Source organism: Pseudomonas fragariae (ex Marin et al. 2024) (assembly GCF_059621105.1).
In genome coordinates, this window is sequence record NZ_CM184369.1 from 3865001 (window position 1) to 3888501 (window position 23501).

Sequence of the window (23501 nt, forward strand, 5' to 3'; positions counted from 1 at the left end):
TTCTCTTCTATATGTCGTTGCAGACAGTACCCCTGGGAATTGCAGTAGCCCTTGAGTTCACCGGTCCGCTGGCGGTGGCTTTGCTGTCCTCCCGCAAGCCCATCGATTTTCTCTGGGTGACTCTGGCAGTCATTGGCTTGCTGCTGTTGATCCCTCTGGGGACCTCATCTGCCGCAATTGATCTGCTCGGTGCCGGCTACGCCTTGGGCGCCGGTGTGTGCTGGGCCGCGTACATCGTGTTCGGTCACAAGGCCGGCGCCGACAACGGTGTGCAGACAGCAGCGCTCGGCGTCGTGATTGCCGCGCTCTTTATAGGGCCGATAGGCGTGATACACGCAGGCTCTGCGTTACTGGATATTTCACTGATACCCGCAGCATTGGGTGTCGCCATCCTCTCGACTGCCCTGCCCTATAGCCTGGAGATGATTGCCCTGACGCGCATGTCGGCGCGTACATTTGGCACACTGGCAAGCCTGGAACCCGTCTTCGCTGCGCTTTCAGGCCTGGTGTTTCTTCATGAAAGCCTTTCACTGACTCAATGGCTGGCGATCGGCGCAATCATCTTCGCGTCCATCGGTGCAACCCTTGGCTCGGCAAACAGCAAACCGCAACTGGTGCCGGCCGACTGAACTTACCACGCAGCAAGAAGCCATATGGCACTAGCATTTGTAACGCGCATGCGCCATGTTTGCACCTGACCGATTTATCTTCGGTGGCTATGCGTTACAGTTCAAAAGACTCATGGTCCAGTCAATCGGATGGATCGCGATCAGCAATGGCCCGCTAAGGAAAGGAATGAAATACATTTTTGTCGTATTGGCCATACTGGCTGTGGCAGGTTGTGCAGCCACGTCCAAACCCGTCACGCAAAGCAAGCGAGGCATCCACATCAACTGCTCAGGCCTCACATCGTCCTGGGCAAAATGCTACGAACTGGCTACCAACTCCTGCGCGTCGAGGACTTTCAAGGTGATCGCGAAGTCCGGCGATGCCACCGAGGAGCCCGAAGACTATCCGTTCGGCCTGAACCCGGCGGGCTACACCAGCCGCAGCATGATCATCGTGTGCAGGAAAGCTGCACCTCTGGCCGATCCGTCGCCGCAGGACTAAGCCCGCGGCAACGCAGAGCCTTGATCAGACGGGGATCGTGCGGGCCTGCAGCCACAACAGCGCAGTGCCCTGCAGCAGTGGGCTCAACCGCTTCAGAACCTGCACATGGTAGTCGTTCAGCCAGGCGCGCTCTTCTGCGTTCAACATCGACACCTCGAGGCAACGGGTGTCGATCGGACACAGCGTCAGAGTTTCAAAGCGCAGAAACTCGCCGAACTCGGTTTTGCCGGCTTCCTGGTTGATCACCAGGTTTTCGATACGCACCCCCCAGCGTCCAGGACGGTACGTACCCGGCTCGATGGACGTGATCATGCCCGGCAGCATGGCCGTCTGCGGCGTTGCCGGCGCCTGATAGGCAATGACCTGCGGCCCCTCGTGCACATTCAGGAAATACCCCACTCCATGCCCGGTGCCGTGGCCGTAATTGACACCCTCACTCCAGATAGGCGCTCGGGCAATTGCGTCCAGCAGCGGCGACAGAATGCCCTTGGGAAAATGAGCACGCGACAGCGCGATCACACCCTTGAGGACGCGCGTACAGTCCTGCTTCTGTTCGGCACTCGGTGTTCCGATCGCCACCATGCGCGTGATGTCGGTGGTACCACCAAGGTACTGGCCGCCCGAATCGATCAGCAGCAGACCATCACCTTCTATCCGTGCATGCTCCGCCTCGGTCGCGCGATAATGTGGCATCGCGCCATTGGCGTTGAAGCCCGCAATGGTGGCAAAGCTCGGCGAGACATAGCCCGGACGCCGCTCGCGTGCCTGAGTGAGCTTTTCATCGATGGTCAGTTCGCTGACAGGCTCTCGCCCCAGCGCACTGTCCAGCCAGGCGAAGAACTCGCAAAGCGCTGCGCCGTCCTGCTCCATTGCCTGACGGATGTGGGCCGTATCAGCTTCGGTTTTTTGCGACTTCAGTAACGTGCTCGGGTTAAGCCCTTCAACCAGCGTGACCTCGCTGTCCAGGTAATCGAGCAGCCCGCAGGTAACCCGGGCCGGATCGACCAGCAGTCGCGCATCCTTCGGCAGCTCGCGCAAGGCGGCGCCAATCTGCGTGTACTCCATGAGGTTGATGCCGTCGCGCTCCAGGCGCGCACGTACCGGGTCCGGCACTTTCTTCGAGTCCACGAACAGCGTGACGCTTTGCGGACCGATCAAGGCAAATGCGATGAACACCGGATTGTAGGAAACGTCTGCGCCACGCAGATTGAACAGCCAGGCGATGTCGTCCAGCGTTGCAATGAAGTGCCAGTCAGCCTTTCGCTCGGCGATGATCTGACGAACCCGCGCAAGTTTTGCGCTACGGTCCAGTGACGCCTGGGGAGGCAAATGCTCGTAAATCGGGTGAGACGGCAACGCGGGGCGGTCCTGCCACAGCTCGGTGAGCAGGTCGATATCGGTTCGCAGCCGCGCGCCGCGCTCATAGAGCCTGCTTGCCAGGGTTCGCGAAGAAGCAACGGCGAGAACCGCCCCATCAACGGCCACCACGCTCTCGGCCTTGGCCTCGTCTGCCAGCCATTCGAGCGGACCTTGCTGGCCGGGCACCAGTTTCACCAGCTCGATGCCACTGCCGGCCAGCTCTTTGGTGGCCTGTTCCCAGTAGCGGCTGTCAGCCCATATGCCGGCAAAATCCTGGGTGATGATCAGCGTACCGACCGAGCCGTGAAAACCCGACAGCCACTGGCGCCCCTGCCAATAGCCGGGCAGGTATTCGGAGAGGTGCGGATCCGCTGACGGCACCAGATAGGCATCGATGCGCTCCCTGCTCATCAAGGCGCGGGTTTGCGCCAAACGTTCTGCCACGTCTGAACTGGCATTGGATTGCGTGCTCATTGACTCTCCTGCTGACCCGGAAATTGACTGCTTTCATTGGTTCAGATAATGGAGCACTCACCGAGCCTGAGCAACCGCCCAGAACGCTGGCTCAATCAAAGAGGCGCGAATCAAGTCAGCTGCGCGCGCTATGTCCTGCTCGCGAGTGAAGCGCCCCAGACTCAGGCGTATGGTCTGGCTCGCGGCCTGCGGGCTCAGTCCCAGGGCGAGCAGGACATGCGACGGCAGGTTTTTCGCCGAGTTGCAGGCGGAGGTGGACGAAAAGGCGAGGCTCTCACCCAGCGCGGCGACGTCCAGATCGTTATGGGTAAAAGTAAAACTGAGTGTGTGGGCAATCCGCTGCGTGGGACTGCCGTTTATACACACGCCGGGGATCTCGGCCAGGCGATCACAAAGAAGATCGCTCAAGCGCTGTATTTCAACCGCCTCCTCTTCAAGCACTTCTGCCGCCAGGGCAAAAGCCGCGCCCATTCCGGCGATCTGATGCGTCGCCAGCGTCCCGGAGCGCAGGCCGCATTCGTGCCCTCCCCCGTGAATCTGGGCGAGAACACGCTGCTGCGCACGCGGGCCGACATACAAGGCGCCAATGCCTTTGGGCCCGTAGATCTTGTGTGCCGAGAGCGACATCAAATCCACCGCGAGCTGGCTGAGGTCGATCGGCAGCTTGCCAGCGCCCTGTGCAGCGTCGACATGCAGCAGCGCCCCGTGCCCACGTACGCGCCTGCCGATTTCGGCGATGTCGTTGACGGTACCCAGCTCGTTATTGACCAGCATCAGCGAGACCAGAAAGGTATCGTCACGCAAGGCTGCACTGACTGCATCGGCACTGATCAGACCCTCGCTGTCCGGCGCCAGCCAGGTGACATCGACGCCCTGTTCCTCAAGTTGACGAGCAGTGTCGAGGGTAGCCTTGTGCTCGATCAGGCTGGTGATGATATGACCAGGTCTGCCTCCGGCGGCGGCTTGCCGCTTGGCACGTTCCTGAGCCACCCCCTTGAGTGCCAGATTGCTGGACTCGGTCGCGCCGGAAGTCCAGATGATCTGCGAGGCTTGCGCACCCACCAGATGCGCAACCTGCTCACGGGCAAGTTCCACTGCAAGGCGGGCCTTTTGGCCGAACGAATGGGAGCTGGAGGCAGGGTTGCCGAAATTGCCTGACGCCCCCAGGCAATCGACCATCACGCTGATAACGCGCTCGTCCACAGGCGTGGTGGCGGCGTAATCAAAATACAGCACTGGTTCGTTCATGCGCGTTCCTCGTTCACAGACCATGAAGAGGATCATGCACGAAATCAAATAGAACCAAAAATTATCAATTAGAATTTATATAGACAAAAATAGAATATATAAAAAGGTACCGTCGTAAAAAATCTGTTTATCTCTTGACGTCTGAGAGAAGCGGTCGGTTGTGTCATTAAATACACATCGGCGGATGATATTTTTTTGACATACATATAAATCAGTACGTTAGATTCACTGCCCTACCATTTATCAAAAATCTAACAGAAACCTGACGAAATAATTTGACAGATACCCTGCCGCCACCGATATATAGGACCGTCAGGCACATTCCGGTTTTACGCACATGCCGCAGAGCATGGCGTCGGAATAATCAGCCGAAGTTGACTGTTGTTCCGTCTCACTCTGTCAGTTATTTCCACGGCGCTTATCAGGCGCTGGCGGATGTCTGTTGACTCTCACTTCCTTTTTAAAATGCTGAATGCGTTCGGTGTGGCGGTAGCGTTGCCTGTTGCAATGCGACCCACTCGACGCTTACGCGTTGATTCTGTGTAAGCAGTGCCCTGACTGGATCGACACGATTCGGCGGTAGCGTGCCCGGCAATCAACGTACTTCTGCGACAGATGCCCGGTCACCCGCTTGGCAACGCGCTGATTCAAAGAAACATGGAGGCTTCGATGATTAACGTGACCAAGACGTATCTGGGTGATATCGACCAGTTCAAACGCTACGTCGAAGGCATCTACGCACGTGGCTGGCTGACCAATCACGGTCCGCTGGCCAGGGAACTGACGGATCGACTCAAGGACTACCTGGGTGTCAGGCACATTATTCTGACCAACAACGGCACCCTGGCTCTGCAAGTGGCCTATCGGGCTCTCGGCCTGAGTGGCAGCGCAGTGACCACGCCATTCAGTTTTGTCGCGACCAGCAGCTCGCTGCAGTGGGAAGGTATCCGGCCCATCTTTGCCGATATCGATGCTCACACCTGGAACATCTCGCCCAAACACATCGAAAACAGTATTGCCGAAGACACCACTGCGATCGTCGCCACCCACGTGTTTGGCAATCCTTGTGACGTGCAAGCCATTGAGCACATAGCCCGCGAGCACAAGCTCAAGGTCGTCTATGACGGCGCACACGCATTCGCCGTGCGTCACGCCGGCCAGTCGGTGCTCAATCATGGCGATATCAGCACCCTGAGTTTTCACGCCACCAAACTGTTTCACACCATTGAAGGTGGCGCGATCATCACCAACGATGACGAACTGGCCAGACAGGCCCATCTGATGTGCAACTTCGGCATTTCCGGCGTCGACCGGATCGATGGGATCGGCATTAACGCCAAGCTCAACGAGTTCTCCGCCGCCATGGGGCTGTGCGTTCTCGACAATATCGACAGCATTCTCGAACAGCGCGCAGAGATAGCCGATCACTACACCTCATCGCTGCAAGACTATCTGGATCTGCAGACACCGCAGGCCGACAGCCAGTTGAATCACAGCTATTACCCTGTGGCCCTGCGCGACGAGCAACAACTGTTGAGCGTGCGCACAGCACTCAACCAGCACAAGATCAACCCCCGCCGTTACTTCTACCCCTCGCTGGACACCCTTGAATACCTGCAGCCTCAACCCGGCCAGCCGGTCTCCAGAGCGTTGAGCGAACGAGTGCTGTGCCTGCCGATCTATCCAGGCCTGCTGAGAAGCGAGCAGGACCTGGTGATCCGCACCCTGATCGAAGCCTGCACTGTGACTGAAGCTGACTACCGGGCTTGCACCGTTGCGCGGGTCTGCTGACGATCATGCCAGGCAAACATTCCCTCATCCGCAACACCCTTCTGAATTACGGCGGGCAGGCTTATGTGCTGCTGATCGGCATTCTGATCATGCCGTTCTATCTGGGCCACCTGGGTGCCGAAGCGTACGGCCTGATCGGTTTCTTCACCCTGCTGCAAGCCTGGCTGCAATTGCTGGATGCCGGTCTGTCGCCCAGCCTGGTGCGTGCCGTGGCGCACGGGCGAGACACTCCTGCAAGCAAACACTATCTGGGCCGTCTGTTGCGCTCGTTCGAACTGATCTTTCTGCCGATGGCCATGTTCAGCGCCCTGCTGGTCTGTGTCGCCAGCCCCTGGATCGCTGCGCACTGGCTGAACGCGAACACGTTACAACCTGACACGCTGACGCATTGCATCACCTTGATGGGCATCATCATTGCCCTGCGTCTGTATTCGACACTGTACAAAAGCGGCATTCAGGGCCTTGAACAACATGGCTGGCTCAACGCAGCCAATGTGTCGATCGCTACGTTGCGCTATTTCGGCGGCCTGGTGCTGGTCAGTCAGTTTTCCCGGGACCCGCAGGACTTCTTTGAATTTCAACTCGCGGTGGGGCTGATCGAAACCCTGCTGTTTGCTGGCAAGGCCCGCGGGCAGATGCCTGCGCCACATTGGCTGACCGGCCTGGACTGGCCATTGATCAAGCCGCTGCTGCCCTTTGCCGCCAGCCTGTCGCTGAGCGCTGTGCTGTGGATTGTGCTGACCCAGGTGGACAAGGCACTTCTGTCGAATCTGTTGCCGCTGGACCAGTACGGATACTTCTCACTGGTGGCGTTGATCGCCACCGGCATCGTGATGCTGACCAACCCGCTGGTTCAGACGCTGCTGCCGCGCCTGACCGTGTTGATGGCCGAGGGGCGGCGCGACGAGATGCACGCCTTGTTTCTGGCCGCCAATCGTCTCGCCTGTACCTTTCTGTTCCCGCTGGCTGCAGTCATTGCCCTGTATGCAGAGCCATTGATCCTCGTCTGGACCGGCGATCCGGTCGCTGCACGCTGGAGTCGTCCGGTGCTGGGCTGGTATGCACTGGGCAGCGCCATCATGGCCGCCAGTGCCTTTCAGTTCTATTTGCAATACACCTACGGCCGGATGCATTTGCACCTGTGGTACAGCCTGATTTCGACGCTGGTCAGCGTGCCGGTGATGATTCTGGCGATCCATTACCAAGGCGTGTACGGCGCGGCGTTGGCGTGGTTTTTTCTGCGTGCGACGTCCTTCGCGATATGGCCAGTCATCGTGCATCGACATCTGGCGCCCGGTCTTCACCGCCAGTGGTTGAGCGACATCCTGCGTATCAGCGCGATGACCGCCGCAGGCCTGGTGGTCAGCGCCCCCGTCTTCAATCTGATTGCCGGTGAAAGCCGTACCAGCCTGCTTCTGGCACTCGCACTCAGCGGCCTTGTCACGCTGACGCTGGTGGCGGCGAGTCACAGGCCGCTGGCATCGAAACTCTATGTTCTGTTCAGTAAACCGAGTACTTGAGCCATGGACGACACTGTAAAAAATACCGACGAAACCTGTCTGGCGCCGCCGCTGCTGAGCGTCATATGCCCTGCCTACAACCAGGAGGCCTTCATCGCTCAGGCGCTGGACGGGCTTTTGGCACAGCAGACCGATTTCAGGTACGAAATCCTGATCAACGACGACGCCTCCACAGACGCCACCGCGCGCATCATTGCGCACTACGCCGAGCGGCATCCGACGATCATTCGGGCCTTCTATCAGCAGGTCAATCAGTACAGTCAGGGCAGAGCGTGCGTCCCGGGCCTGTTTGGCGATGCACGCGGTCGCTACATCGCCTACTGCGAAGCCGACGACTATTGGACCGATCCGCGAAAGCTGCAGCAGCAAGTGGACTTTCTCGAAGCTCATGCGGATTACGTCATCACCTATCACGACGCGTTCGTCTTCGATGAGCACGGCCAGTATGGCGTGCAGTTGCAAGGCCATCTGCGCGCCGATGCCTCGGCACTGGAGTTGCAACAGGCAAGACGCCTGTCGACCCTGACCGTCTGCTTTCGCAATGTGTTCAGCCAGATGCCACCCGAATTGAGCCTGTGCAGCGCGCCGTTGAACGATATGTGCTGGTGGTCGTTGCTGGGGGCCTACGGCAAGGGCAAGTTCATGGCCGGGATCAAGCCGGCCGCTTATCGGATGCACCCTGGAGGGGTGTTCTCGATGCGCAGTGACAAACGCAAGTTGCACATGAACCTGCAGACCTGCTCAAGCCTGGCCAACTATTACAACCGCCTCGGCAATCAGCCGCTGTACCAGTATTTCCTGATGCAGACGGTGTGCCTGTCGCTGGCGGCACTCGCCCCACGCCACAAGTTGCAGACGCTGTGCAAAGTGGCAGGCAACGTGATCGGCAACCTGGCCAGGCGCCTGTTGCCAGCCAACGGCAAAGCTCATGTTCAGTAGTGTGCTGGTGGTGTGCGTGGGCAACGTCTGCCGCAGCCCGATGGCCGTCGCGATGCTGCATCAACGCCTGAAAGCCACACAGGTACGTATTCAGTCGGCAGGCATCGCTGCGTTATCGGGTTCGTCGATCGACCCGACAGCACATGCGGTTCTGCAGTCGCACCGGGTGCAGCCTCAGCGGCATGCCGCTCGCCAGATGAGTCGCGAGCTGCTGCGCCAGGCCGACCTGATCCTGCTGATGGAGCAGGCGCATTTTTCCGACGTCCTCGACCTTGCCCCCGAAGTGCGCGGCAAAGCCTTTCTGATCGGTAAATGGCAGGACCCGCTCGACATCACCGACCCTTACCGACGACCCGCGTCGGCCTTCGAACAGACCTACGCGCAGCTCTCACGCTGCATTGACGACTGGCTTCCCCATTTTCAGTCAGGAGCAACAGGATAAATGACCGCCATGAACCATCCTTCCCTGAATTTCCAACCGGACTCCCGGATTGATCTGGCAACAGTCCTGCGCATGCTGTTCGATCACAAAGCCCTGATCCTGTGGACCGTCGGCGTGTTTTTTCTGATCGGCCTGGGCTATGCCATTCTGGCCACGCCGGTGTATCAGGCCACCGCCATGATTCAGATAGAGCCCCGGAAAATCGGCATCGAGGGCACGCCGGAGGTCAGTGCCAAGCCACTCTCGGTGTCGCAGGCGACCACCGAGATCGAGCTGATCAAGTCCCGCGCACTGCTGGGCAAGGTCGTCGACGATCTGCAGCTCAATAGGCTCCAGACACCTGACTTGTTTCCCGTGATCGGTCCTTATCTGTATCGCACCTTCAAGCCTGCACGCGAAGGTGAACTGGCGCAGCCTTTATTCGGCCTGACCCAATATGCGTGGGGCGGCGAAAAAATAGAGGTGTTCCAACTGGAAGTGCCGGAGCACCTGCTGGGTGAAAAACTCACCCTGACCGCAGGCAAACCCGGCCAGTTCTCGCTCTACGATAGCGAACACACTCTGCTGCTCGGTGGTGCGATCAATCGCGTGGTCGAAGGCCACGGCATCAAGATTCAGGTCGCTACGCTGCAGGCCCGGCCCGGTACCGACTTCACTGTCTCCAGACAGCGCACACTCAGCACCGCGCTGATCTATCAGAACCGCCTGAAGATCGCCGAGGCCGGCAGGGACTCGGGCATCATCTATCTGTCGATCGAGGACCAGGACGCACAAAGGGCCAACCGGATTCTCGATGAGGTCAGCCATCTGTACGTACGTCAGAACGTCGAGCGCAGTTCGGCTGAAGCTGCCCAGCGGCTGCAGTTCCTGCGCTCGCAGTTACCGGCCGTGCGCAAGCAGCTCGAGGAATCGGAAACCGCACTGAATACCTTCCAGACCAGCGCCCGATCGGTGGACCTGAGTATCGAAACCAAGGGGGTGCTTGACCAGGTGGTCAGTCTCGACTCGATGCTGTCTGAGCTGAAACTCAAACGCGTCGAACTGGAACGGCTGTATACCCGTGAACACCCGACCTATCGCAGTCTGATGAGCCAGATAAACCAGCTGGAACAACAGCGCCAGGGCCTGCTGAAAAAAATCGACGCGCTGCCCATGACCCAGCAGGAGTTGTTGCGTCTGACCCGCGATATGCAGGTCATCAGCCAGACCTACACGCTGATGCTCAACAAAAGCCAGGAGCAGGACATTTTGCGCGCCGGCAACATCGGCAACGTACGGGTCATTGACAACGCCGACACCAATGTCGAAAGGCCCGTGAAACCGATGAAGACGCTGATTGTGCTGATCGCCACGCTGCTCGGCGCGCTGGTCGCGATGACCATGGTATTCGTGCGCCAGGCGTTCTACCGCGGCGTCGAAAGCGCCGAGATCATCGAAAATCTGGGTATGCCGGTCTACGCGTCGCTGCCCCACTCTCGTCAACAGGAGCATCTGGACAAGCGCGACCATGCCGGCAAGGAGTCGAAGTTGCTGAGCATCGCGGCGCCCGCCGAGCTGGCGATTGAATCATTGCGCAGCCTGCGCACAAGCCTGCACTTCGCCATGCTTGAAGCACGCAACAACGTGCTGATGATATCCAGCCCGACACCGGGTGCCGGCAAATCGTTTGTATCGAGCAATCTGGCGACCATCATTGCCCAGACCGGCAAACGGGTCCTGCTGATCGATGCCGACATGCGCAAAGGCTATCTGCATCGCCTCTTCGGGCTACAACCCAAACACGGGCTGTCCGACACACTGGCGGCGCGGTTGCGCTGTACCGAGGTCATCAACACCACCCGTGTCCGGCATCTGGATTTCATCTCCTGTGGTTTCGCCGCGCCCAACCCCTCGGAACTGCTGATGCATGACAACTTCCACAAGATGCTTGCCGAACTGTCGCCGCTGTATGACCTGATTCTGATCGACACCCCGCCCATTCTGGCCGTGACCGACGCGACGCTGGTGGGCCGTCAGGCGGGCACTTGCCTGCTGGTGGCGCGCTTTGGCATGACCACCGTCCAGGAAATCGAAGCCAGCAAACGCCGTCTGGGTCAGAACGGAATCCTGATCAAGGGCGCCATTTTCAACGCGGTGGTGCGCAAGGCCACAACGTCCGACTACGACTGCGCCGCCTACGGCTACAACTACCACCCCGCGCCCCGATAGAAGGGACGCTGCCTGCCGCCGACCGAGCTGTTTCATTTAAAAGGAATTAACCATGTCCCACTCCGAACAGGATGTCCGCTGGTACCTGATCCAGACCAAACCACGGCAGGAAGCTCGCGCCGAAGAGCATTTGCGGCGTCAGCAGTTCGAGTGCTATCGACCGTTACAGGCCGATGCAAAAAAAACCGGTACCAGGGTTCAGGCCGGCGAGCCCTTGTTCCCCGGCTATCTGTTCATTCACATGGATCAGGTACAAGACAACTGGTACCCGATTCGCTCCACCCGCGGCGTCTCGCGCATCGTGACCTTCGGTGGTCATCCGGTGCCGGTTCGGGATCATCTGATCGAGCAGATCCGCCAACGACTGGCCACGCCCGCACCGAAAACTCAGTTTGCCCAAGGCGACGCGGTGCTGATCACGCATGCCAGTTGGGGTGACGTCGAGGCCATTTTTCTGAGCAAAGACGGCACGCAGCGGGCGGTTATTCTGCTCAATATGTTGCAGCGCCAGCAAAAAGTGGTGCTTCCCATCAGCAGCCTGTCGCGAATCGAAGCCCGCGCCTAGCACTGGAATCCGCAGAAACCTGCCGCACGACGTGTGCCTGAAAACATGTGTCGCATGCCTACTCCACCAGCCTCGGAACCACACCATGCCGCGCCAGACCACCCTGGTGACGCTCACCTATGGTGACCGTTTCAGCTATTTGCACACCCTGATCAGCCGCTCGCTGGAAAGCCCGCTGATCGGCCGTGTGATCGTTGTCAGCAATGCTTCCACCGCGCCGCTGCAAGCGCTGTGCGATGAGTGGCCTGATCGGGTTGAGGTGATCTGGCTGGCGCACAACACAGGCTCGGCGAATGGCTATTCGGTAGGCATCAAGGCCGCGCTGCAAGCCGGAGACGACTGCATATGGCTGATGGACGATGACAACGCACCGACCGCGCAGGCCATCGAGGTATTGCATCGATCCTTGTGGGAACGACAAACAGTCGAGGGCCAGGACAACTGCGCGGTGCTCGGTTTTCGCCCCACCCACCAAGCCGACATCGCCGCAGGTGTACCGCTGCAATACGCGATCCAGCGGCGCTCAAGCTTCTTCGGTTTTCACATCGCTCAATTGCCGTACAAGATCTGGCGGCGTCTGCCCTGGGGCCAGCCCGACGCGACCCGGCTGATGCCGCAGCGCGTGCAACTGCCCTTTGCCACTTACGGCGGGCTGCTTGCCCATCGCAGCCTTTACGAAAAGATCGGCCTGCCACTGGATGCTCTCAAGCTGTACAGCGATGACAGCGAATACACCTGGCGCATCACCGACGGCGGCGGAAAGCTGTTTCTGGTGCCCGACGCGCGGCTGGACGATCTGGAAGACTCCTGGAACATCAAGGCGCGGACCCGCAATGTCTATGAAAGCTACCTGCTGGGCGGATCGGATCTGCGCGCTTACTACGCAGCGCGCAATCAGGCCTGGTTCGACAGGCATGTCTGGGCAGCTTCCACACTCAGCTATCGGCTCAATCGCCGGGTCTTTCTCTGCCTGCTGAACCTGTATGCCTGGCGCTATGGCGCGGCCCAGCGTCTGGACCTGCTCAACGACGCCATTCGCGAGGGCGAAGACGGCAGGCTGGGCCTGAACAGGGCCTACCCGCTATGAAAATCCTTTTCATCAACAGCCTCTACGCACCCGATATCGGCGGCGGCGCAGAAATCATTCTGCAACGTACCGTCGAGGGCTTGCAGCAGCGTGGGCACAGCGTCGCGGTACTGGCCACCACCGACCAGCCTGGCTTGCAGCTGGCGGAGGTCAATCGGGTGAAGGTCTATCGGGCCGGCCTGCTCAACCGCTACTGGCACTTCATGGCCCAGCGCCCAGGACGACTGGCGCGGTTTGCCTGGCACTGGCGTGATCGCTACAACGCGGACATGCGCGAGTACGTGGAGCGCGTGATGGAACTGGAGCAGCCGGAACTGGTGGTGTGCCATAACCTGACAGGCTGGTCGGTCTCGGCATGGGACCAGATCACCCAGGCCGATTGCCCGATCGTGCAGGTGCTGCATGACTTCTACCTGCTCTGCCCGGCAAGCACGATGTTCAGAAAAGGCAAAAGCTGTCAGCGCCAGTGCACGACGTGCACACGGTTGCGCAGCCATCATGCACAACAGTCGGAACAGGTCAGCGCGGTGGTCGGTGTCAGCCGCTTCATGCTCGACACGCTGCAGGCGCAGGGTTATTTCAAGGGCGCGAGAGGGTATGTGGTGCATAACGCCAGCCCGTTTACGCCAGCGCCTCGCGAGCAACCCGGAGCGCCTGTCGATACCGCGCCGTTGCGCTTCGGTTACCTGGGCACACTGTCGACCAACAAGGGGCTGGAGTGGTTGATCAAGCAGTTCCAGCACCTGCCGTTCAAAGCCACCCTGCAGATTGCCGGGCGCGGACAGCCATCCGACGAAAAGCGCTTCAGGGCCATGGTCACGTCCCCCGACATCAGCTTCGTCGGCTTGCAGAGACCCGATAATTTTTACCGCCAGATCGACGTGGCGATCGTGCCCTCGATGTGGAATGAGCCATTCGGCATGGTCGCGGTCGAGGCGTGCGCACACTCCCTGCCGGTCATCGCCAGCCGTATGGGCGGGCTGACGGAAATCATTCAGGAACCGCTCAACGGCTTGCTGTGCAGCCCCGATGACCCCGATTCACTGGGGCTGGCGATGCTCAGGCTGCATCAGCAGCCCGAACTGCTGGCACGCCTCGGCAGCCAGGCACGCAGCAGCGTCGCGTCGTTGATGAATCTGGACCTGATGCTGGACCAGTACGAAAGCATCTTCGCCCAGACCTTGCAGGACCGCAGCACGTAGCACCTGGCACAAAACACGGCGAACGGGCGCAATTGCCCCCTTTGACGACATCAAGGACATGGTGTGGCCCCCGCCAGCTCACCTTCATCAGCAGGACGCTCAAGATGATTTTCATCAATGCACGGTTTCTTACCCAGGACATCAGTGGTGTACAGCGCTACGCAGAGCAGATGTGCCGAGCGCTGAAGCGACTGCGCGACGATCTGGTATTCGTTGCCCCGCATAACATCAGACTGCATGACTGCGCCAGCGCACTGGAGGCGCACTGCATCGGGCGCTCCATCGGGCATGCGTGGGAGCAGATCGACCTGCCGCTGTACCTGAAACGTCGGGGCAGTCCGCTGCTGATCTCGATCAGCAACACCGGGCCCATGCTGTATGGCAACCAGATTGCGACTCACCACGACATCAACTATGTGCGCTACCCGCAAAGTTACACCCGGCTGTTCCGGCTGGCCTATCGGACCATCACCCCGATCCTGCTGTCGCGCGCCAGAACGCTGATCACCGGCAGCCACTTCTCGCGCAAAGAAATATCCTCGTTCTATGGCTACGCAGAAGACAAGGTGCTCGTCGTCCCTGCTGCGGTCAGCGACGATTTCATACCGGGGCCGACCGCTGTGAATCGTCCGAAATACCTGTTGGCCGTGTCTTCGCCGGCCGTGCACAAGAATTTCAGACGCATGATTCAGGCCTTTCTCAGCCTGCGTGGCCACACGGATCTGCAGCTGCACATTGTCGGCGCAGCCAGCGCGCTGTTCGCCGACCCGAACCTGCAACACCTCGCCTGCCGTGACCCGCGTATCCGTTTTCTGGGACGCCTCAGTGACGCCGAGCTGATCGCGCAATACCAGGGCGCGACCGCGTTCGTGTTCCCGTCGCTTTACGAGGGCTTCGGCATCCCGCCGCTCGAAGCCCAGGCCTGCGGCTGTCCGGTGCTGGCGGCCAATGCCGCGTCGATCCCGGAAGTTCTGCAGGCCAGTGCGCTGTATTTCGACCCGCTGGACGTCAGTCACATGGCCGCAGCCATGCAGCGCATTCTGCTGGATGCGCCCTTGCGCAACGCGCTGCGTGTCCAGGGCCTGCAAAACGTGCAGCGTTTTTCCTGGGAGCTTTCCGCGCAACGCCTTTCCCAGCGCATCGATACGTTGCTGGCGTCTGACCCCGTGCAGCAAAGCAAGCTGCACGTCGCTGCCGACTCGCCCAGCGGCAAACCCTGAACCCACAACAGCAACGCCAGGATGCGCGCCGTCGCGTCCGCAGTAGCGCGGGCCATTACAGCAAGGAACGCCCATGAGAATCGCTATCGTCCACGACTGGCTGGTGAGTTACGCCGGCGCCGAGCGCGTGCTCGCGTCGCTGATCAACGTCTGGCCCGCTGCGGACCTGTTTGCGGTCATCGACTTCCTCAGCGATCAGGACCGCGCGCACCTGCATGGCAAGGTCGCCAGAACGACGTTCATCCAGAAGCTGCCCGGCGCGCGCAAACACTATTCGCGCTACCTGCCGCTGATGCCGCTGGCCATCGAGCAACTGGATCTGTCCGGCTATGACCTGATCATCAGCAGCAGCCATGCGGTGGCCAAGGGCGTGCTGTGCGGCCCGGACCAACTGCACATCAGCTATGTGCACTCGCCGATCCGCTATGCCTGGGACTTGCAGCACCAGTACCTCCAGGAATCAGGGCTGAACAAGGGAGCCAAGGGCGGTCTGGCACGCCTGATCCTGCATTACATGCGCCTGTGGGATCAGCGCACATCGACCGGCGTGGACGCCTTCATTGCCAACTCCGGGTTTATCGGCGCGCGCATCACCAAGGCCTATCGTCGCGACTCCACCGTCATCTACCCGCCGGTAGACACGCTCGGCTTCACCGCCCAGGGCGCGCGCGGGGACTTCTATCTCTGTGCCTCGCGAATGGTGCCTTACAAACGCATGCCGATGATCGTCGAAGCCTTTGCCGCCATGCCTGACAAACGCCTGATCATGATCGGCGACGGGCCGGACCTGGCCAAGGCGCAGGCCATTGCCAGCCAGGTGAGCAACGTGACGCTGCTGGGTTTTCAGCCAGGCAGCGTGCTGCTCGAGCATATGCGCAGCGCCAGGGCGTTTGTCTTCGCCGCCGAGGAGGATTTCGGCATCAGCCCGGTCGAGGCCCAGGCTTGCGGTACGCCGGTCATCGCCTTCGCCAAGGGCGGCGTCATGGAGACCGTGCGCGGCCTGGATCACCCGCAGCCGACCGGCGTGTTCTACCGAGAGCAAACGGTAGCGTCACTGATCGCCGCCATCGGCGAATTCGAAGCGGCGCAATCACGCATCTCTCCCGAGGCCTGCCGGGCCAATGCCGAGCGGTTTTCGGTCGCGCGTTTCGAGCAGGAAATCAAAGCCTTCGTCGAAGACCGTCTGGCCCTCTCACACGGGGTTCATCTGGCGCGCCCGCCTCAGTCGCAACGGGTCGCCCAGGCATCACCCGGCCTCGGCAGCGAGCTGCCGAACCGTGTCGTCCCCCTGAAAATCGTCTGAGCGAGCCCTTCCCATGCGTACTTCAGTCCGCGGCATTCTGCGTGCCCACCAGTCAGCGCTTTCGCTCGCCCACCGCTTGCTGGACCTGGCTGTCATCGTGCTGATCGGTTACTGGCAAACCGGGCTGACGGTCACCGACAGCACAGAGGCCTGGTCGCACATTTTCCTCGCGGTTCTGGTGTTTCACTGGGTCAGCGAGTATCACCAGTTGTATGGCTCATGGCGTGGCGAGCGCATTCTGCGCGAGCTGACCAAGGTCTTCAGTTACTGGGCGATGACCTTCATCACTCTGCTGTCGCTGAACAGCCTGCTGCTCAACCAGACGCAATTGCCCGATAACGGCCAGATGAGCTGGTTCGCGCTGGCACTCGCCGTGCTGTGCGGCTACCGGCTGCTGATCCGTCTGGCCCTGCACACCCTGCGTCGGCGTGGCTTCAACACGCGCCGGGTGGCCATCGTCGGCACCGGGCAGGTCGGCGAGCGGCTGGCCCGGTCCATCGCCCTGGCGCCCTGGATGGGCCTGATCCTGCTCGGCTTCTACGACTCGCACCCGCAGCAGATGAATCTGCAGGCACACAAGCGCCGCCCGCGAGTACTGGGTGACCTGCAGCAGTTGATCGACGATGCCCGCGCAGGCCGCATCGACAAGGTGTATATCACCCTCGCCTTCAGCGCCGAACCGCAACTGCGCGAGTTGATTACCGGCCTGAGCGACACCACCGCCTCGGTGTACCTGATTCCGGATGTGTTCATGTTCGACCTGCTGCATGCGCGCAGCGAAAGCATCAACGGCCTGGCCAGCATCAGCATTTTCGACTCGCCCATGGACGGCGCCTGGAGCCTGGCCAAACGCGCCGAAGACATCGTGCTGTCGAGCCTGATTCTGTTGCTGATCGCTGTGCCGCTGCTGATCATCGCGGCAGCCATCAAGCTCACCTCCGCCGGGCCGGTGCTGTTCCGCCAGCGCCGCTACGGGCTGGACGGTCGCTCGATCATGGTCTGGAAATTCCGCAGCATGAGCGTCCAGGCAAACACCGACGTGGTGCTGCAGGCGACGCGCAACGATACACGGGTAACACCGCTGGGCCGCTTTTTACGCCGGACTTCGCTGGATGAGCTGCCGCAGTTCTTCAACGTGCTGCTCGGCGACATGTCCATCGTCGGCCCACGCCCCCATGCCATTGCCCACAACGAACAGTACCGCAGGCAGGTCAGCGGCTACATGTTGCGCCACAAGGTCAAGCCCGGCATCACCGGCTGGGCGCAGATCAACGGCTGGCGCGGCGAGACCGACACGCTGGACAAGATGCGCATGCGTGTCGAATTCGACCTGGAATACATCGAGCACTGGTCGATCTGGCTGGACCTGAAAATCATTCTGCTGACGCTGCTCAAGGGGTTCGTCAACAAGAACGCCTTCTGATGCCTGCGCTGACCTGAGCACCCACCGAACACCCTCGGTACGCAACACGAAAGGAGCAATGCCATGAAAGGAAAAACGTCATGAATCGAAGCATTACTGCGTTACTGCTGGTCAGCCTGGCGCTGCAAGGCTGTGCATTCGCGCCGGGGCAACATATGACGCCGGATGACGTCACCCTCGACACGCCGGACGAACCCCGGGCACAGTTGATCGAGGTCACCCCGAAAACCCTGCAGCAACAGCAATTGCGCGCCACCGCCGAGGCCAAAGCCCTGCCGCAGGTGCTGCTCGACTACAGGACTCCGGAATACGTGATCGGTGCTGGCGATACCTTGCTGGTCACCGTGTTCGAACACCCCGAACTGACCGCGCCGGGCTCACAGGACCAGCTGGATGCCAACACCCGGGAAGTGCTCAATGACGGCACGCTCTACTTCCCCTATGTAGGCAGAATCCGCGCGAGTGGCAGAACGGTCAGCGAGGTTCGTGAGCAGTTACGCATGGGCCTGGCGCCGCAATACACCGAGGTCAAGGTCGACGTCAAAGTGCTGCGCTACAACAGCCAGCGAATACTGCTGTCCGGCTCTTTCAAGGTTCCCGGCCCGCAACCGATTACCAATATTCCGTTGAGCCTGGTGCAGGCGGTGAGTGTCGCCGGTGTCGACCTGACCGATGCCAACCTGGCCGGGCTGACCCTGCGCCGCGAGGGCAAGGACTACCTGATCGACATCGACTCGCTGAATCGCCGCGATTCGCAACTGAGCCGGATCTTCCTGAAGGACGGCGATTACCTGCACCTCAACAGCAACTCGCGAAACAAGATCTACGTGCTGGGCGAGGTCCGTAACCCTCAGGTGATCTCGTTCGGCACCACGCGCCTGACCCTGCTCGAGGCGTTGGGAAACTCCGGCGGCCTCAGCCCGGACAGCGCAGACGGCGATGCGGTGTACGTCATACGTGGTGCGGAAGACTTCGCCCAGGCGCCCTCCACCGTCTACCACCTCAATGCCAAAAAGCCCACCGCCTACCTGCTGGCGGGGCAGTTCGAGCTCAAGGCACAGGATGTGGTGTTCGTCGGCCCTGCCGATATCACCCGCTGGAGCCGCTTCATCAGCCAGCTGCTCGGCTCGGCCAGTGTGATACAGACCGGTGCGGCCTTTCGCAACTGACCCGGGCGGCCATTCGCCGATCTCCCTGCACGCAGTTGTGCAGGGATTTTTTTTGCCCGTCGCACCGCGTCAGACTGTTGCCAGAGCAACAGCTGTTCAACAGTTGACGGCTTTTGCATCAGCGCGGCGAACCCTCTCCTGCGGCATGCAACAGACGCAGGCCCAACGGCTGCGGGCCATAGCCAGACACACAAGAAGGCTGGCACATAAGCTGCTTTGCACATTTACGCTTATCGCAAGGACATCCCATATGCGCGTCGTTTCACTTTCAGGCAGTCCCTCCCCCAAATCCCGTTCCGGCGTTGTACTGGCCCACGCCGGCCGCTGGCTGCAGAGTCACGGCGTTGAAGTTACCACATTGCGCATACGCGACTTCAATGCAGAGGACCTGCTTTTCGCCCGTTTCGACAGCCCGCAGGTGCTGGAATTGATCGAAGCGGTCAGCCAGGCCGATGGCCTGCTGATTGGTACGCCGGTGTACAAGGCGTCATTTTCCGGCGCGCTGAAAACCTTGCTCGACTTGCTGCCAGAGCGCGCGCTGCATGGCAAAGTGGTCTTGCCGCTGGCCACCGGCGGCAGTATCGCGCACATGCTGGCCGTGGATTACGCGCTCAAACCGGTGCTGTCGGCGCTCAAGTCGCAGGAAGTGCTGCACGGCATCTTCGCTATCGATACCCAGGTCAGCTACGACGACAACGAACTAGGCGGTACGCTGGACGAAATTCTCACCGAGCGCCTGCATGAAGGGCTGGAGCATTTCCATCACGGCCTGCAACGCCGCTTGCAGGCGCGTCACAAGCAGGCTGGCGGACATTTGCAGCTGGCGTTGTAGCCCCGGAATATCCCCGGAATCAATGTTCGATAAACAACGGATACAGCGAGGCCACCAACAGCGCTGCCATGACGCCGTTGAAAATACGTAACCCGAGCGGATCGCGCAGCACATTGCGCAGCAAACTGCCAAAGCCTGCCCAGACGCCCACGCTGGGCAGGTTGATCAGCGCAAACACTGCCGAAATCACCACCACGTTGTAGAAGTAGCCCTGCATGGGGGTGTACGTGCTGATCGCGCCGATCGCCATGATCCAGGCCTTGGGATTGACCCATTGAAAGAGCGCGGCGCTCATGAAACTCAGCGGCTTGCCCTCGCTGTCGAGGCTATCGGAGGCCGGCCCCGAGGTGGCGATTTTCCAGGCCAGGTACAGCAGATAGGCAGCGCCCACGTAGCGCAGGATCGTATAGAGAACCGGCCAGGCCTTGAACACACTGCCCAGACCGAAGCCGACGGCCAGCACCAGAACGAAAAAACCGACACTGATACCCAGCATGTGCGGCAGGGTGCGACTGAAACCGAAATTCACGCCCGAGGCCAGCAGCATCATGTTGTTGGGGCCGGGAGTAATGGAGGTGACGAACGCGAAGAGTGTGAATGCCAGAAGCAAATCGAAAGAGAGAACCATGCTGCCTGTCCGGATCAGTGAGTCAGGTACTCACCCTATCGAAGGCGGTGCAGGAAACACACGGACAGTTGACAGCCAATTACTGCAGTACAGTTTTTACGCAAAGAACTTTTCAGTCAGACTGTTAACCTTGTGGCTGCTGACCGGTGACACCCAGATCGACGCTCGTTTCGCCTTTTTCATCGAAGTCCCGCGCCTGCTGGATCTGCGGATCTGCCATCAATTGCGCCTTGCGCGCCTGGTACTCATCAAATGACAGGCCGCGACGGTTGAGGTCTTCAAGGGCCAACTGATGACTTTCTTCAGCGCTGAACGCCCGCTGCTCGACAGCATGGTGAGTGGAGCAGCCGGAAACCAGCGCAACAGTGAATGTCAGGACAAGCGCAAGGGCAAGCATACGGTTCATCGGGGGCCTCCGGTGGGGCTTCATTTCAGGAATGAAGCAAGGTTACGCCTGCCCCTGACACAGCAAAAATCATCCGCCGTGATAGTCGCTATCGACTGTTGCGAGCATTCTCGATCAACACCTCGCGCAACGCCTGAGCCGCAGTTGAAAGCTTGTGATCGGCGAGCATCATCAGGCCGATACGCCGCTCGATAAGCGGCTCCACCAGCGCCACGCAGCAGGCCCCCAGTTCCTGCATCTGCCCGATGCACAGTGACGGCACCGCGCTGACGCCCAGGCCATTGGCAACCATGCGCCCGATGGTCGACAACTGATGGCTCTCGAACGCGACCGCCAGCTTGCCGTGGCGCGGCTCGATGGCCTGTTCCAGCAGCAAACGTACTGCCGACGGGCGTTGCAGGGCGATGAAATCTTCACGCAGCAGTTCTGCCCAGGTAACCTCACGCCGCTCGGCCAGCGGCGACTCCCGGGGCACCACGGCGACGAAGCGGTCCATATAGAACGGGGTGAACGACAGGGCACTGTTCGACTCGGGCTCAAAGCCGATACCCAGTTCGACACGGCGATGGCGAACCATTTCCAGCACTTGCTCATTGATCACGTCATGCACCGCCACATTGACGCGCGGGTAGCGCCCGCGAAACACCTTCAAGGCCGCGGGCAGCAGATTGCCGGCAAACGACGGCATGGCGGCCACCGACACCCTGCCCATTTGCAACGTAAAACGCTGGCGCAGCAGTTCTTCGGTGTTGTCCCAGTCGGCCAGCAACTGGCGCGCCAGCGGCAACAGGGTTTCGCCTTCAGGCGTCAGACCGACGTTGCGCGTGGTGCGCGTCAACAACTGTCCGCCGAGGTCCTCCTCAAGGCTCTTGATCGTCAGGCTCAAGGCCGGTTGCGACACGTTGAGTCGCTCGCCGGCCTGAGCGAAGCTCAGGTACTGCGCGACGGCCAGAAAAGCACGAAGCTGCTTGACGTTCATATATTTGCTTTTCTTATGAATTGATCAGAAAAACAAAATTAACAAATCAGTCGCACCGAGAGAAGATGCAGGTCACCCGATCCTCCGGCAGCGCGACTGCCGGTCAACAACTATAAAAGGCGGATCATCATGGCTGGACTCGATAAACGAGTAGCGACCTACGAAGAAGCCCTCGCCGGGCTGACCGACGACATGACGGTACTCTGCGGCGGCTTCGGCCTGTGCGGCATCCCGGAAAATCTCATCGCGCAGATCAGGCGCATGGGCATCAAGGGCCTGACCGTGGTCTCCAACAACTGCGGCGTTGACGGCTTCGGACTCGGCATCCTGCTTGAGGACCGGCAGATCCGGAAAATGATTTCGTCCTACGTCGGCGAGAATGCCTTGTTCGAAAAGCAGTTGCTCAGCGGCGAGCTGGAAGTCGAACTCACGCCACAAGGCACTCTGGCGGAGAAACTGCGCGCCGGCGGCGCGGGCATTCCGGCGTTCTATACCGCCACCGGTTACGGAACGCCGGTCGCCGAAGGCAAGGAAACCCGCCAGTTCAACGGCCGCAACGTGATTCTGGAAGAGGCCATCACCGGTGACTTCGCCTTGATCAAGGGCTGGAAAGCCGACCACTTCGGCAATGTCATCTATCGTCATACCGCACAGAACTTCAACCCGGTGGTGGCCACCGCCGGACGGATCACCGTGGTCGAGGTCGAGGAAATCGTCGAACCCGGCGTGCTGCTGCCGACCCAGATCCACACCCCCGGCATCTACGTCGACCGGGTCATACAGGGCACTTTCGAAAAACGCATCGAACAACGCACCGTCAGAAAATCCTGATAGCGCAGCCTTGGCCCTACAACAATAAAGAGGCTTCAGACGATGGCACTTTCCCGCGAACAAATGGCTCAACGCGTCGCCCGTGAACTCAAGGACGGTTATTACGTGAACCTTGGCATCGGCATTCCAACCCTGGTGGCCAACTATGTACCCGATGACATCGACGTCATGCTCCAGTCGGAAAACGGCCTGCTGGGCATGGGCGCCTTCCCGACCGAAGACACCATCGACGCGGACATGATCAATGCCGGCAAGCAGACGGTCACCGCGCGCATTGGCGCCTCCATTTTCTCGTCGGCCGAATCCTTTGCCATGATCCGCGGCGGCCATGTCGACCTGACAGTACTCGGCGCTTTCGAGGTGGATATCGAGGGCAACATCGCTTCGTGGATGATCCCCGGCAAGCTGATCAAGGGCATGGGTGGCGCGATGGACCTGGTGGCGGGCGCCGACAACATCATCGTCACCATGACCCATGCGTCGAAGGACGGCGAATCCAAGCTGCTCACCCGTTGCAGCCTGCCACTGACCGGCGCAGGCTGCATCCGCAAGGTGCTGACTGATCTGGCCTACCTGGAAATCGAAAACGGCGCGTTCATCCTCCGCGAACGCGCGCCGGGGGTCAGCGTGGAAGAAATCGTGGCCAAAACCGCAGGCAAGCTGATCGTGCCGGATGACGTGATCGAGATGAGTTTCTGAGTGCGGACATCCTTGATGCGTCTCTCGTTGCCACACGCCCGTGTGGCCTGCGTAACGGTGTGACGC

At 60.2% G+C, this 23501-nt stretch carries 22 protein-coding genes (1 of these 22 cut by a window edge); 17 read left to right on the top strand and 5 right to left on the bottom strand.

Annotated elements, in window-relative coordinates; genetic code table 11:
- Positions 1 to 629, top strand: the 3' portion of a protein-coding gene (gene rhtA, locus AC54XV_RS16540; RefSeq protein WP_024642975.1) for a threonine/homoserine exporter RhtA. Its footprint begins 259 nt before the window's first position; 629 of the gene's 888 nt are visible here — the last part of the coding sequence; its start codon lies off the left edge, out of view; it ends in the stop codon at positions 627 to 629.
- Positions 630 to 795: 166 nt separating this feature from the next.
- A complete protein-coding gene (locus AC54XV_RS16545) occupies positions 796 to 1110 on the top strand; it encodes a hypothetical protein (RefSeq protein ID WP_003315720.1) in 315 nt (104 codons plus the stop codon).
- A 24-nt stretch (positions 1111 to 1134) separates the two neighbouring features.
- Here AC54XV_RS16545 and AC54XV_RS16550 read toward each other — a convergent pair whose 3' ends face one another.
- Together AC54XV_RS16550 and AC54XV_RS16555 are read right to left on the bottom strand one after the other, a co-directional pair.
- Positions 1135 to 2943 carry an aminopeptidase P family protein gene (locus AC54XV_RS16550; protein ID WP_103754710.1) on the bottom strand — a complete coding sequence of 603 codons (1809 nt, stop codon included), beginning with the start codon at positions 2941 to 2943 and terminating at the stop codon, positions 1135 to 1137.
- Between the two features lie 57 nt (positions 2944 to 3000).
- The gene (locus tag AC54XV_RS16555) at positions 3001 to 4191 is read right to left on the bottom strand and encodes a cysteine desulfurase family protein (RefSeq protein ID WP_003407600.1); all 1191 of its coding nucleotides are present in this window, start codon (positions 4189 to 4191) and stop codon (positions 3001 to 3003) included.
- A 669-nt stretch (positions 4192 to 4860) separates the two neighbouring features.
- Between AC54XV_RS16555 and AC54XV_RS16560 the strand changes: the two genes are divergently transcribed.
- The 13 genes from AC54XV_RS16560 (at position 4861) to ssuE (ending at position 19892) form a co-directional block, all read left to right on the top strand.
- The gene (locus tag AC54XV_RS16560) at positions 4861 to 5982 is read left to right on the top strand and encodes a DegT/DnrJ/EryC1/StrS family aminotransferase (protein WP_024642978.1); all 1122 of its coding nucleotides are present in this window, start codon (positions 4861 to 4863) and stop codon (positions 5980 to 5982) included.
- 5 nt (positions 5983 to 5987) lie between these two features.
- Positions 5988 to 7502 carry a lipopolysaccharide biosynthesis protein gene (locus AC54XV_RS16565; protein ID WP_496717098.1) on the top strand — a complete coding sequence of 505 codons (1515 nt, stop codon included), beginning with the start codon at positions 5988 to 5990 and terminating at the stop codon, positions 7500 to 7502.
- A gap of 3 nt (positions 7503 to 7505) precedes the next feature.
- Positions 7506 to 8441, top strand: coding sequence for a glycosyltransferase family 2 protein (locus AC54XV_RS16570; RefSeq protein WP_122249098.1), 936 nt, complete (start codon positions 7506 to 7508; stop codon positions 8439 to 8441).
- On the top strand, positions 8431 to 8883 hold the full coding sequence (locus tag AC54XV_RS16575; protein WP_011268288.1) for a low molecular weight protein-tyrosine-phosphatase: 453 nt from the start codon (positions 8431 to 8433) through the stop codon (positions 8881 to 8883). Before AC54XV_RS16570 ends, AC54XV_RS16575 begins: the two co-directional genes overlap by 11 nt.
- Complete coding sequence (locus tag AC54XV_RS16580) at positions 8884 to 11091, top strand: polysaccharide biosynthesis tyrosine autokinase (RefSeq protein ID WP_116800175.1); 2208 nt, start codon at positions 8884 to 8886, stop codon at positions 11089 to 11091. It begins immediately after the preceding gene.
- Positions 11092 to 11143: 52 nt separating this feature from the next.
- Entirely contained in the window at positions 11144 to 11656 is a 513-nt protein-coding gene (gene rfaH / locus AC54XV_RS16585) for a transcription/translation regulatory transformer protein RfaH (RefSeq protein WP_024642981.1), read from the top strand.
- Between the two features lie 85 nt (positions 11657 to 11741).
- Positions 11742 to 12743: a glycosyltransferase gene (locus tag AC54XV_RS16590; protein ID WP_054091958.1), complete on the top strand. Its 1002-nt coding sequence runs from the start codon at positions 11742 to 11744 to the stop codon at positions 12741 to 12743.
- On the top strand, positions 12740 to 13945 hold the full coding sequence (locus AC54XV_RS16595) for a glycosyltransferase family 4 protein (protein WP_496717099.1): 1206 nt from the start codon (positions 12740 to 12742) through the stop codon (positions 13943 to 13945). Before AC54XV_RS16590 ends, AC54XV_RS16595 begins: the two co-directional genes overlap by 4 nt.
- Before the next feature lie 104 nt (positions 13946 to 14049).
- Positions 14050 to 15165, top strand: a complete 1116-nt coding sequence (locus AC54XV_RS16600) for a glycosyltransferase family 4 protein (RefSeq protein WP_011268293.1) — start codon at positions 14050 to 14052, stop codon at positions 15163 to 15165.
- Between the two features lie 73 nt (positions 15166 to 15238).
- A complete protein-coding gene (locus AC54XV_RS16605; protein WP_011268294.1) occupies positions 15239 to 16468 on the top strand; it encodes a glycosyltransferase family 4 protein in 1230 nt (409 codons plus the stop codon).
- Between the two features lie 13 nt (positions 16469 to 16481).
- A complete protein-coding gene (locus AC54XV_RS16610; RefSeq protein WP_011268295.1) occupies positions 16482 to 17891 on the top strand; it encodes an undecaprenyl-phosphate glucose phosphotransferase in 1410 nt (469 codons plus the stop codon).
- 80 nt (positions 17892 to 17971) lie between these two features.
- Entirely contained in the window at positions 17972 to 19060 is a 1089-nt protein-coding gene (locus AC54XV_RS16615; protein WP_011268296.1) for a polysaccharide biosynthesis/export family protein, read from the top strand.
- 250 nt (positions 19061 to 19310) lie between these two features.
- Positions 19311 to 19892 (top strand): NADPH-dependent FMN reductase, encoded by a 582-nt coding sequence (ssuE, locus tag AC54XV_RS16620; protein WP_011268297.1) that lies wholly within the window; start codon positions 19311 to 19313, stop codon positions 19890 to 19892.
- A 19-nt stretch (positions 19893 to 19911) separates the two neighbouring features.
- Here ssuE and AC54XV_RS16625 read toward each other — a convergent pair whose 3' ends face one another.
- The 3 genes from AC54XV_RS16625 to AC54XV_RS16635 form a co-directional block, all read right to left on the bottom strand.
- Complete coding sequence (locus tag AC54XV_RS16625; RefSeq protein WP_011268298.1) at positions 19912 to 20520, bottom strand: LysE family translocator; 609 nt, start codon at positions 20518 to 20520, stop codon at positions 19912 to 19914.
- A gap of 124 nt (positions 20521 to 20644) precedes the next feature.
- On the bottom strand, positions 20645 to 20926 hold the full coding sequence (locus AC54XV_RS16630; protein ID WP_003348622.1) for a lipoprotein: 282 nt from the start codon (positions 20924 to 20926) through the stop codon (positions 20645 to 20647).
- 88 nt (positions 20927 to 21014) lie between these two features.
- A complete protein-coding gene (locus AC54XV_RS16635; RefSeq protein ID WP_003407625.1) occupies positions 21015 to 21905 on the bottom strand; it encodes a LysR family transcriptional regulator in 891 nt (296 codons plus the stop codon).
- Between the two features lie 129 nt (positions 21906 to 22034).
- On the opposite strand from AC54XV_RS16635, the gene AC54XV_RS16640 reads away from it, so the two are divergent.
- Together AC54XV_RS16640 and AC54XV_RS16645 are read left to right on the top strand one after the other, a co-directional pair.
- Positions 22035 to 22736, top strand: coding sequence for a CoA transferase subunit A (locus tag AC54XV_RS16640; protein WP_003407626.1), 702 nt, complete (start codon positions 22035 to 22037; stop codon positions 22734 to 22736).
- Positions 22737 to 22778: 42 nt separating this feature from the next.
- Positions 22779 to 23435, top strand: coding sequence for a CoA transferase subunit B (locus tag AC54XV_RS16645; protein ID WP_003315741.1), 657 nt, complete (start codon positions 22779 to 22781; stop codon positions 23433 to 23435).
- Positions 23436 to 23501 lie beyond the last annotated feature (66 nt).

What these genes read in the sequence shown, in the direction of transcription:
- AC54XV_RS16545 (WP_003315720.1), top strand. Translation starts at nt 796, where the DNA reads ATGAAATACATTTTTGTCGTATTGGCCATACTGGCTGTGGCAGGTTGT.
- AC54XV_RS16550 (WP_103754710.1), bottom strand. Translation starts at nt 2,943, where the DNA reads ATGAGCACGCAATCCAATGCCAGTTCAGACGTGGCAGAACGTTTGGCG.
- AC54XV_RS16555 (WP_003407600.1), bottom strand. Translation starts at nt 4,191, where the DNA reads ATGAACGAACCAGTGCTGTATTTTGATTACGCCGCCACCACGCCTGTG.
- AC54XV_RS16560 (WP_024642978.1), top strand. Translation starts at nt 4,861, where the DNA reads ATGATTAACGTGACCAAGACGTATCTGGGTGATATCGACCAGTTCAAA.
- AC54XV_RS16565 (WP_496717098.1), top strand. Translation starts at nt 5,988, where the DNA reads ATGCCAGGCAAACATTCCCTCATCCGCAACACCCTTCTGAATTACGGC.
- AC54XV_RS16570 (WP_122249098.1), top strand. Translation starts at nt 7,506, where the DNA reads ATGGACGACACTGTAAAAAATACCGACGAAACCTGTCTGGCGCCGCCG.
- AC54XV_RS16575 (WP_011268288.1), top strand. Translation starts at nt 8,431, where the DNA reads ATGTTCAGTAGTGTGCTGGTGGTGTGCGTGGGCAACGTCTGCCGCAGC.
- AC54XV_RS16580 (WP_116800175.1), top strand. Translation starts at nt 8,884, where the DNA reads ATGACCGCCATGAACCATCCTTCCCTGAATTTCCAACCGGACTCCCGG.
- rfaH (WP_024642981.1), top strand. Translation starts at nt 11,144, where the DNA reads ATGTCCCACTCCGAACAGGATGTCCGCTGGTACCTGATCCAGACCAAA.
- AC54XV_RS16590 (WP_054091958.1), top strand. Translation starts at nt 11,742, where the DNA reads ATGCCGCGCCAGACCACCCTGGTGACGCTCACCTATGGTGACCGTTTC.
- AC54XV_RS16595 (WP_496717099.1), top strand. Translation starts at nt 12,740, where the DNA reads ATGAAAATCCTTTTCATCAACAGCCTCTACGCACCCGATATCGGCGGC.
- AC54XV_RS16600 (WP_011268293.1), top strand. Translation starts at nt 14,050, where the DNA reads ATGATTTTCATCAATGCACGGTTTCTTACCCAGGACATCAGTGGTGTA.
- AC54XV_RS16605 (WP_011268294.1), top strand. Translation starts at nt 15,239, where the DNA reads ATGAGAATCGCTATCGTCCACGACTGGCTGGTGAGTTACGCCGGCGCC.
- AC54XV_RS16610 (WP_011268295.1), top strand. Translation starts at nt 16,482, where the DNA reads ATGCGTACTTCAGTCCGCGGCATTCTGCGTGCCCACCAGTCAGCGCTT.
- AC54XV_RS16615 (WP_011268296.1), top strand. Translation starts at nt 17,972, where the DNA reads ATGAATCGAAGCATTACTGCGTTACTGCTGGTCAGCCTGGCGCTGCAA.
- ssuE (WP_011268297.1), top strand. Translation starts at nt 19,311, where the DNA reads ATGCGCGTCGTTTCACTTTCAGGCAGTCCCTCCCCCAAATCCCGTTCC.
- AC54XV_RS16625 (WP_011268298.1), bottom strand. Translation starts at nt 20,520, where the DNA reads ATGGTTCTCTCTTTCGATTTGCTTCTGGCATTCACACTCTTCGCGTTC.
- AC54XV_RS16630 (WP_003348622.1), bottom strand. Translation starts at nt 20,926, where the DNA reads ATGAACCGTATGCTTGCCCTTGCGCTTGTCCTGACATTCACTGTTGCG.
- AC54XV_RS16635 (WP_003407625.1), bottom strand. Translation starts at nt 21,905, where the DNA reads ATGAACGTCAAGCAGCTTCGTGCTTTTCTGGCCGTCGCGCAGTACCTG.
- AC54XV_RS16640 (WP_003407626.1), top strand. Translation starts at nt 22,035, where the DNA reads ATGGCTGGACTCGATAAACGAGTAGCGACCTACGAAGAAGCCCTCGCC.
- AC54XV_RS16645 (WP_003315741.1), top strand. Translation starts at nt 22,779, where the DNA reads ATGGCACTTTCCCGCGAACAAATGGCTCAACGCGTCGCCCGTGAACTC.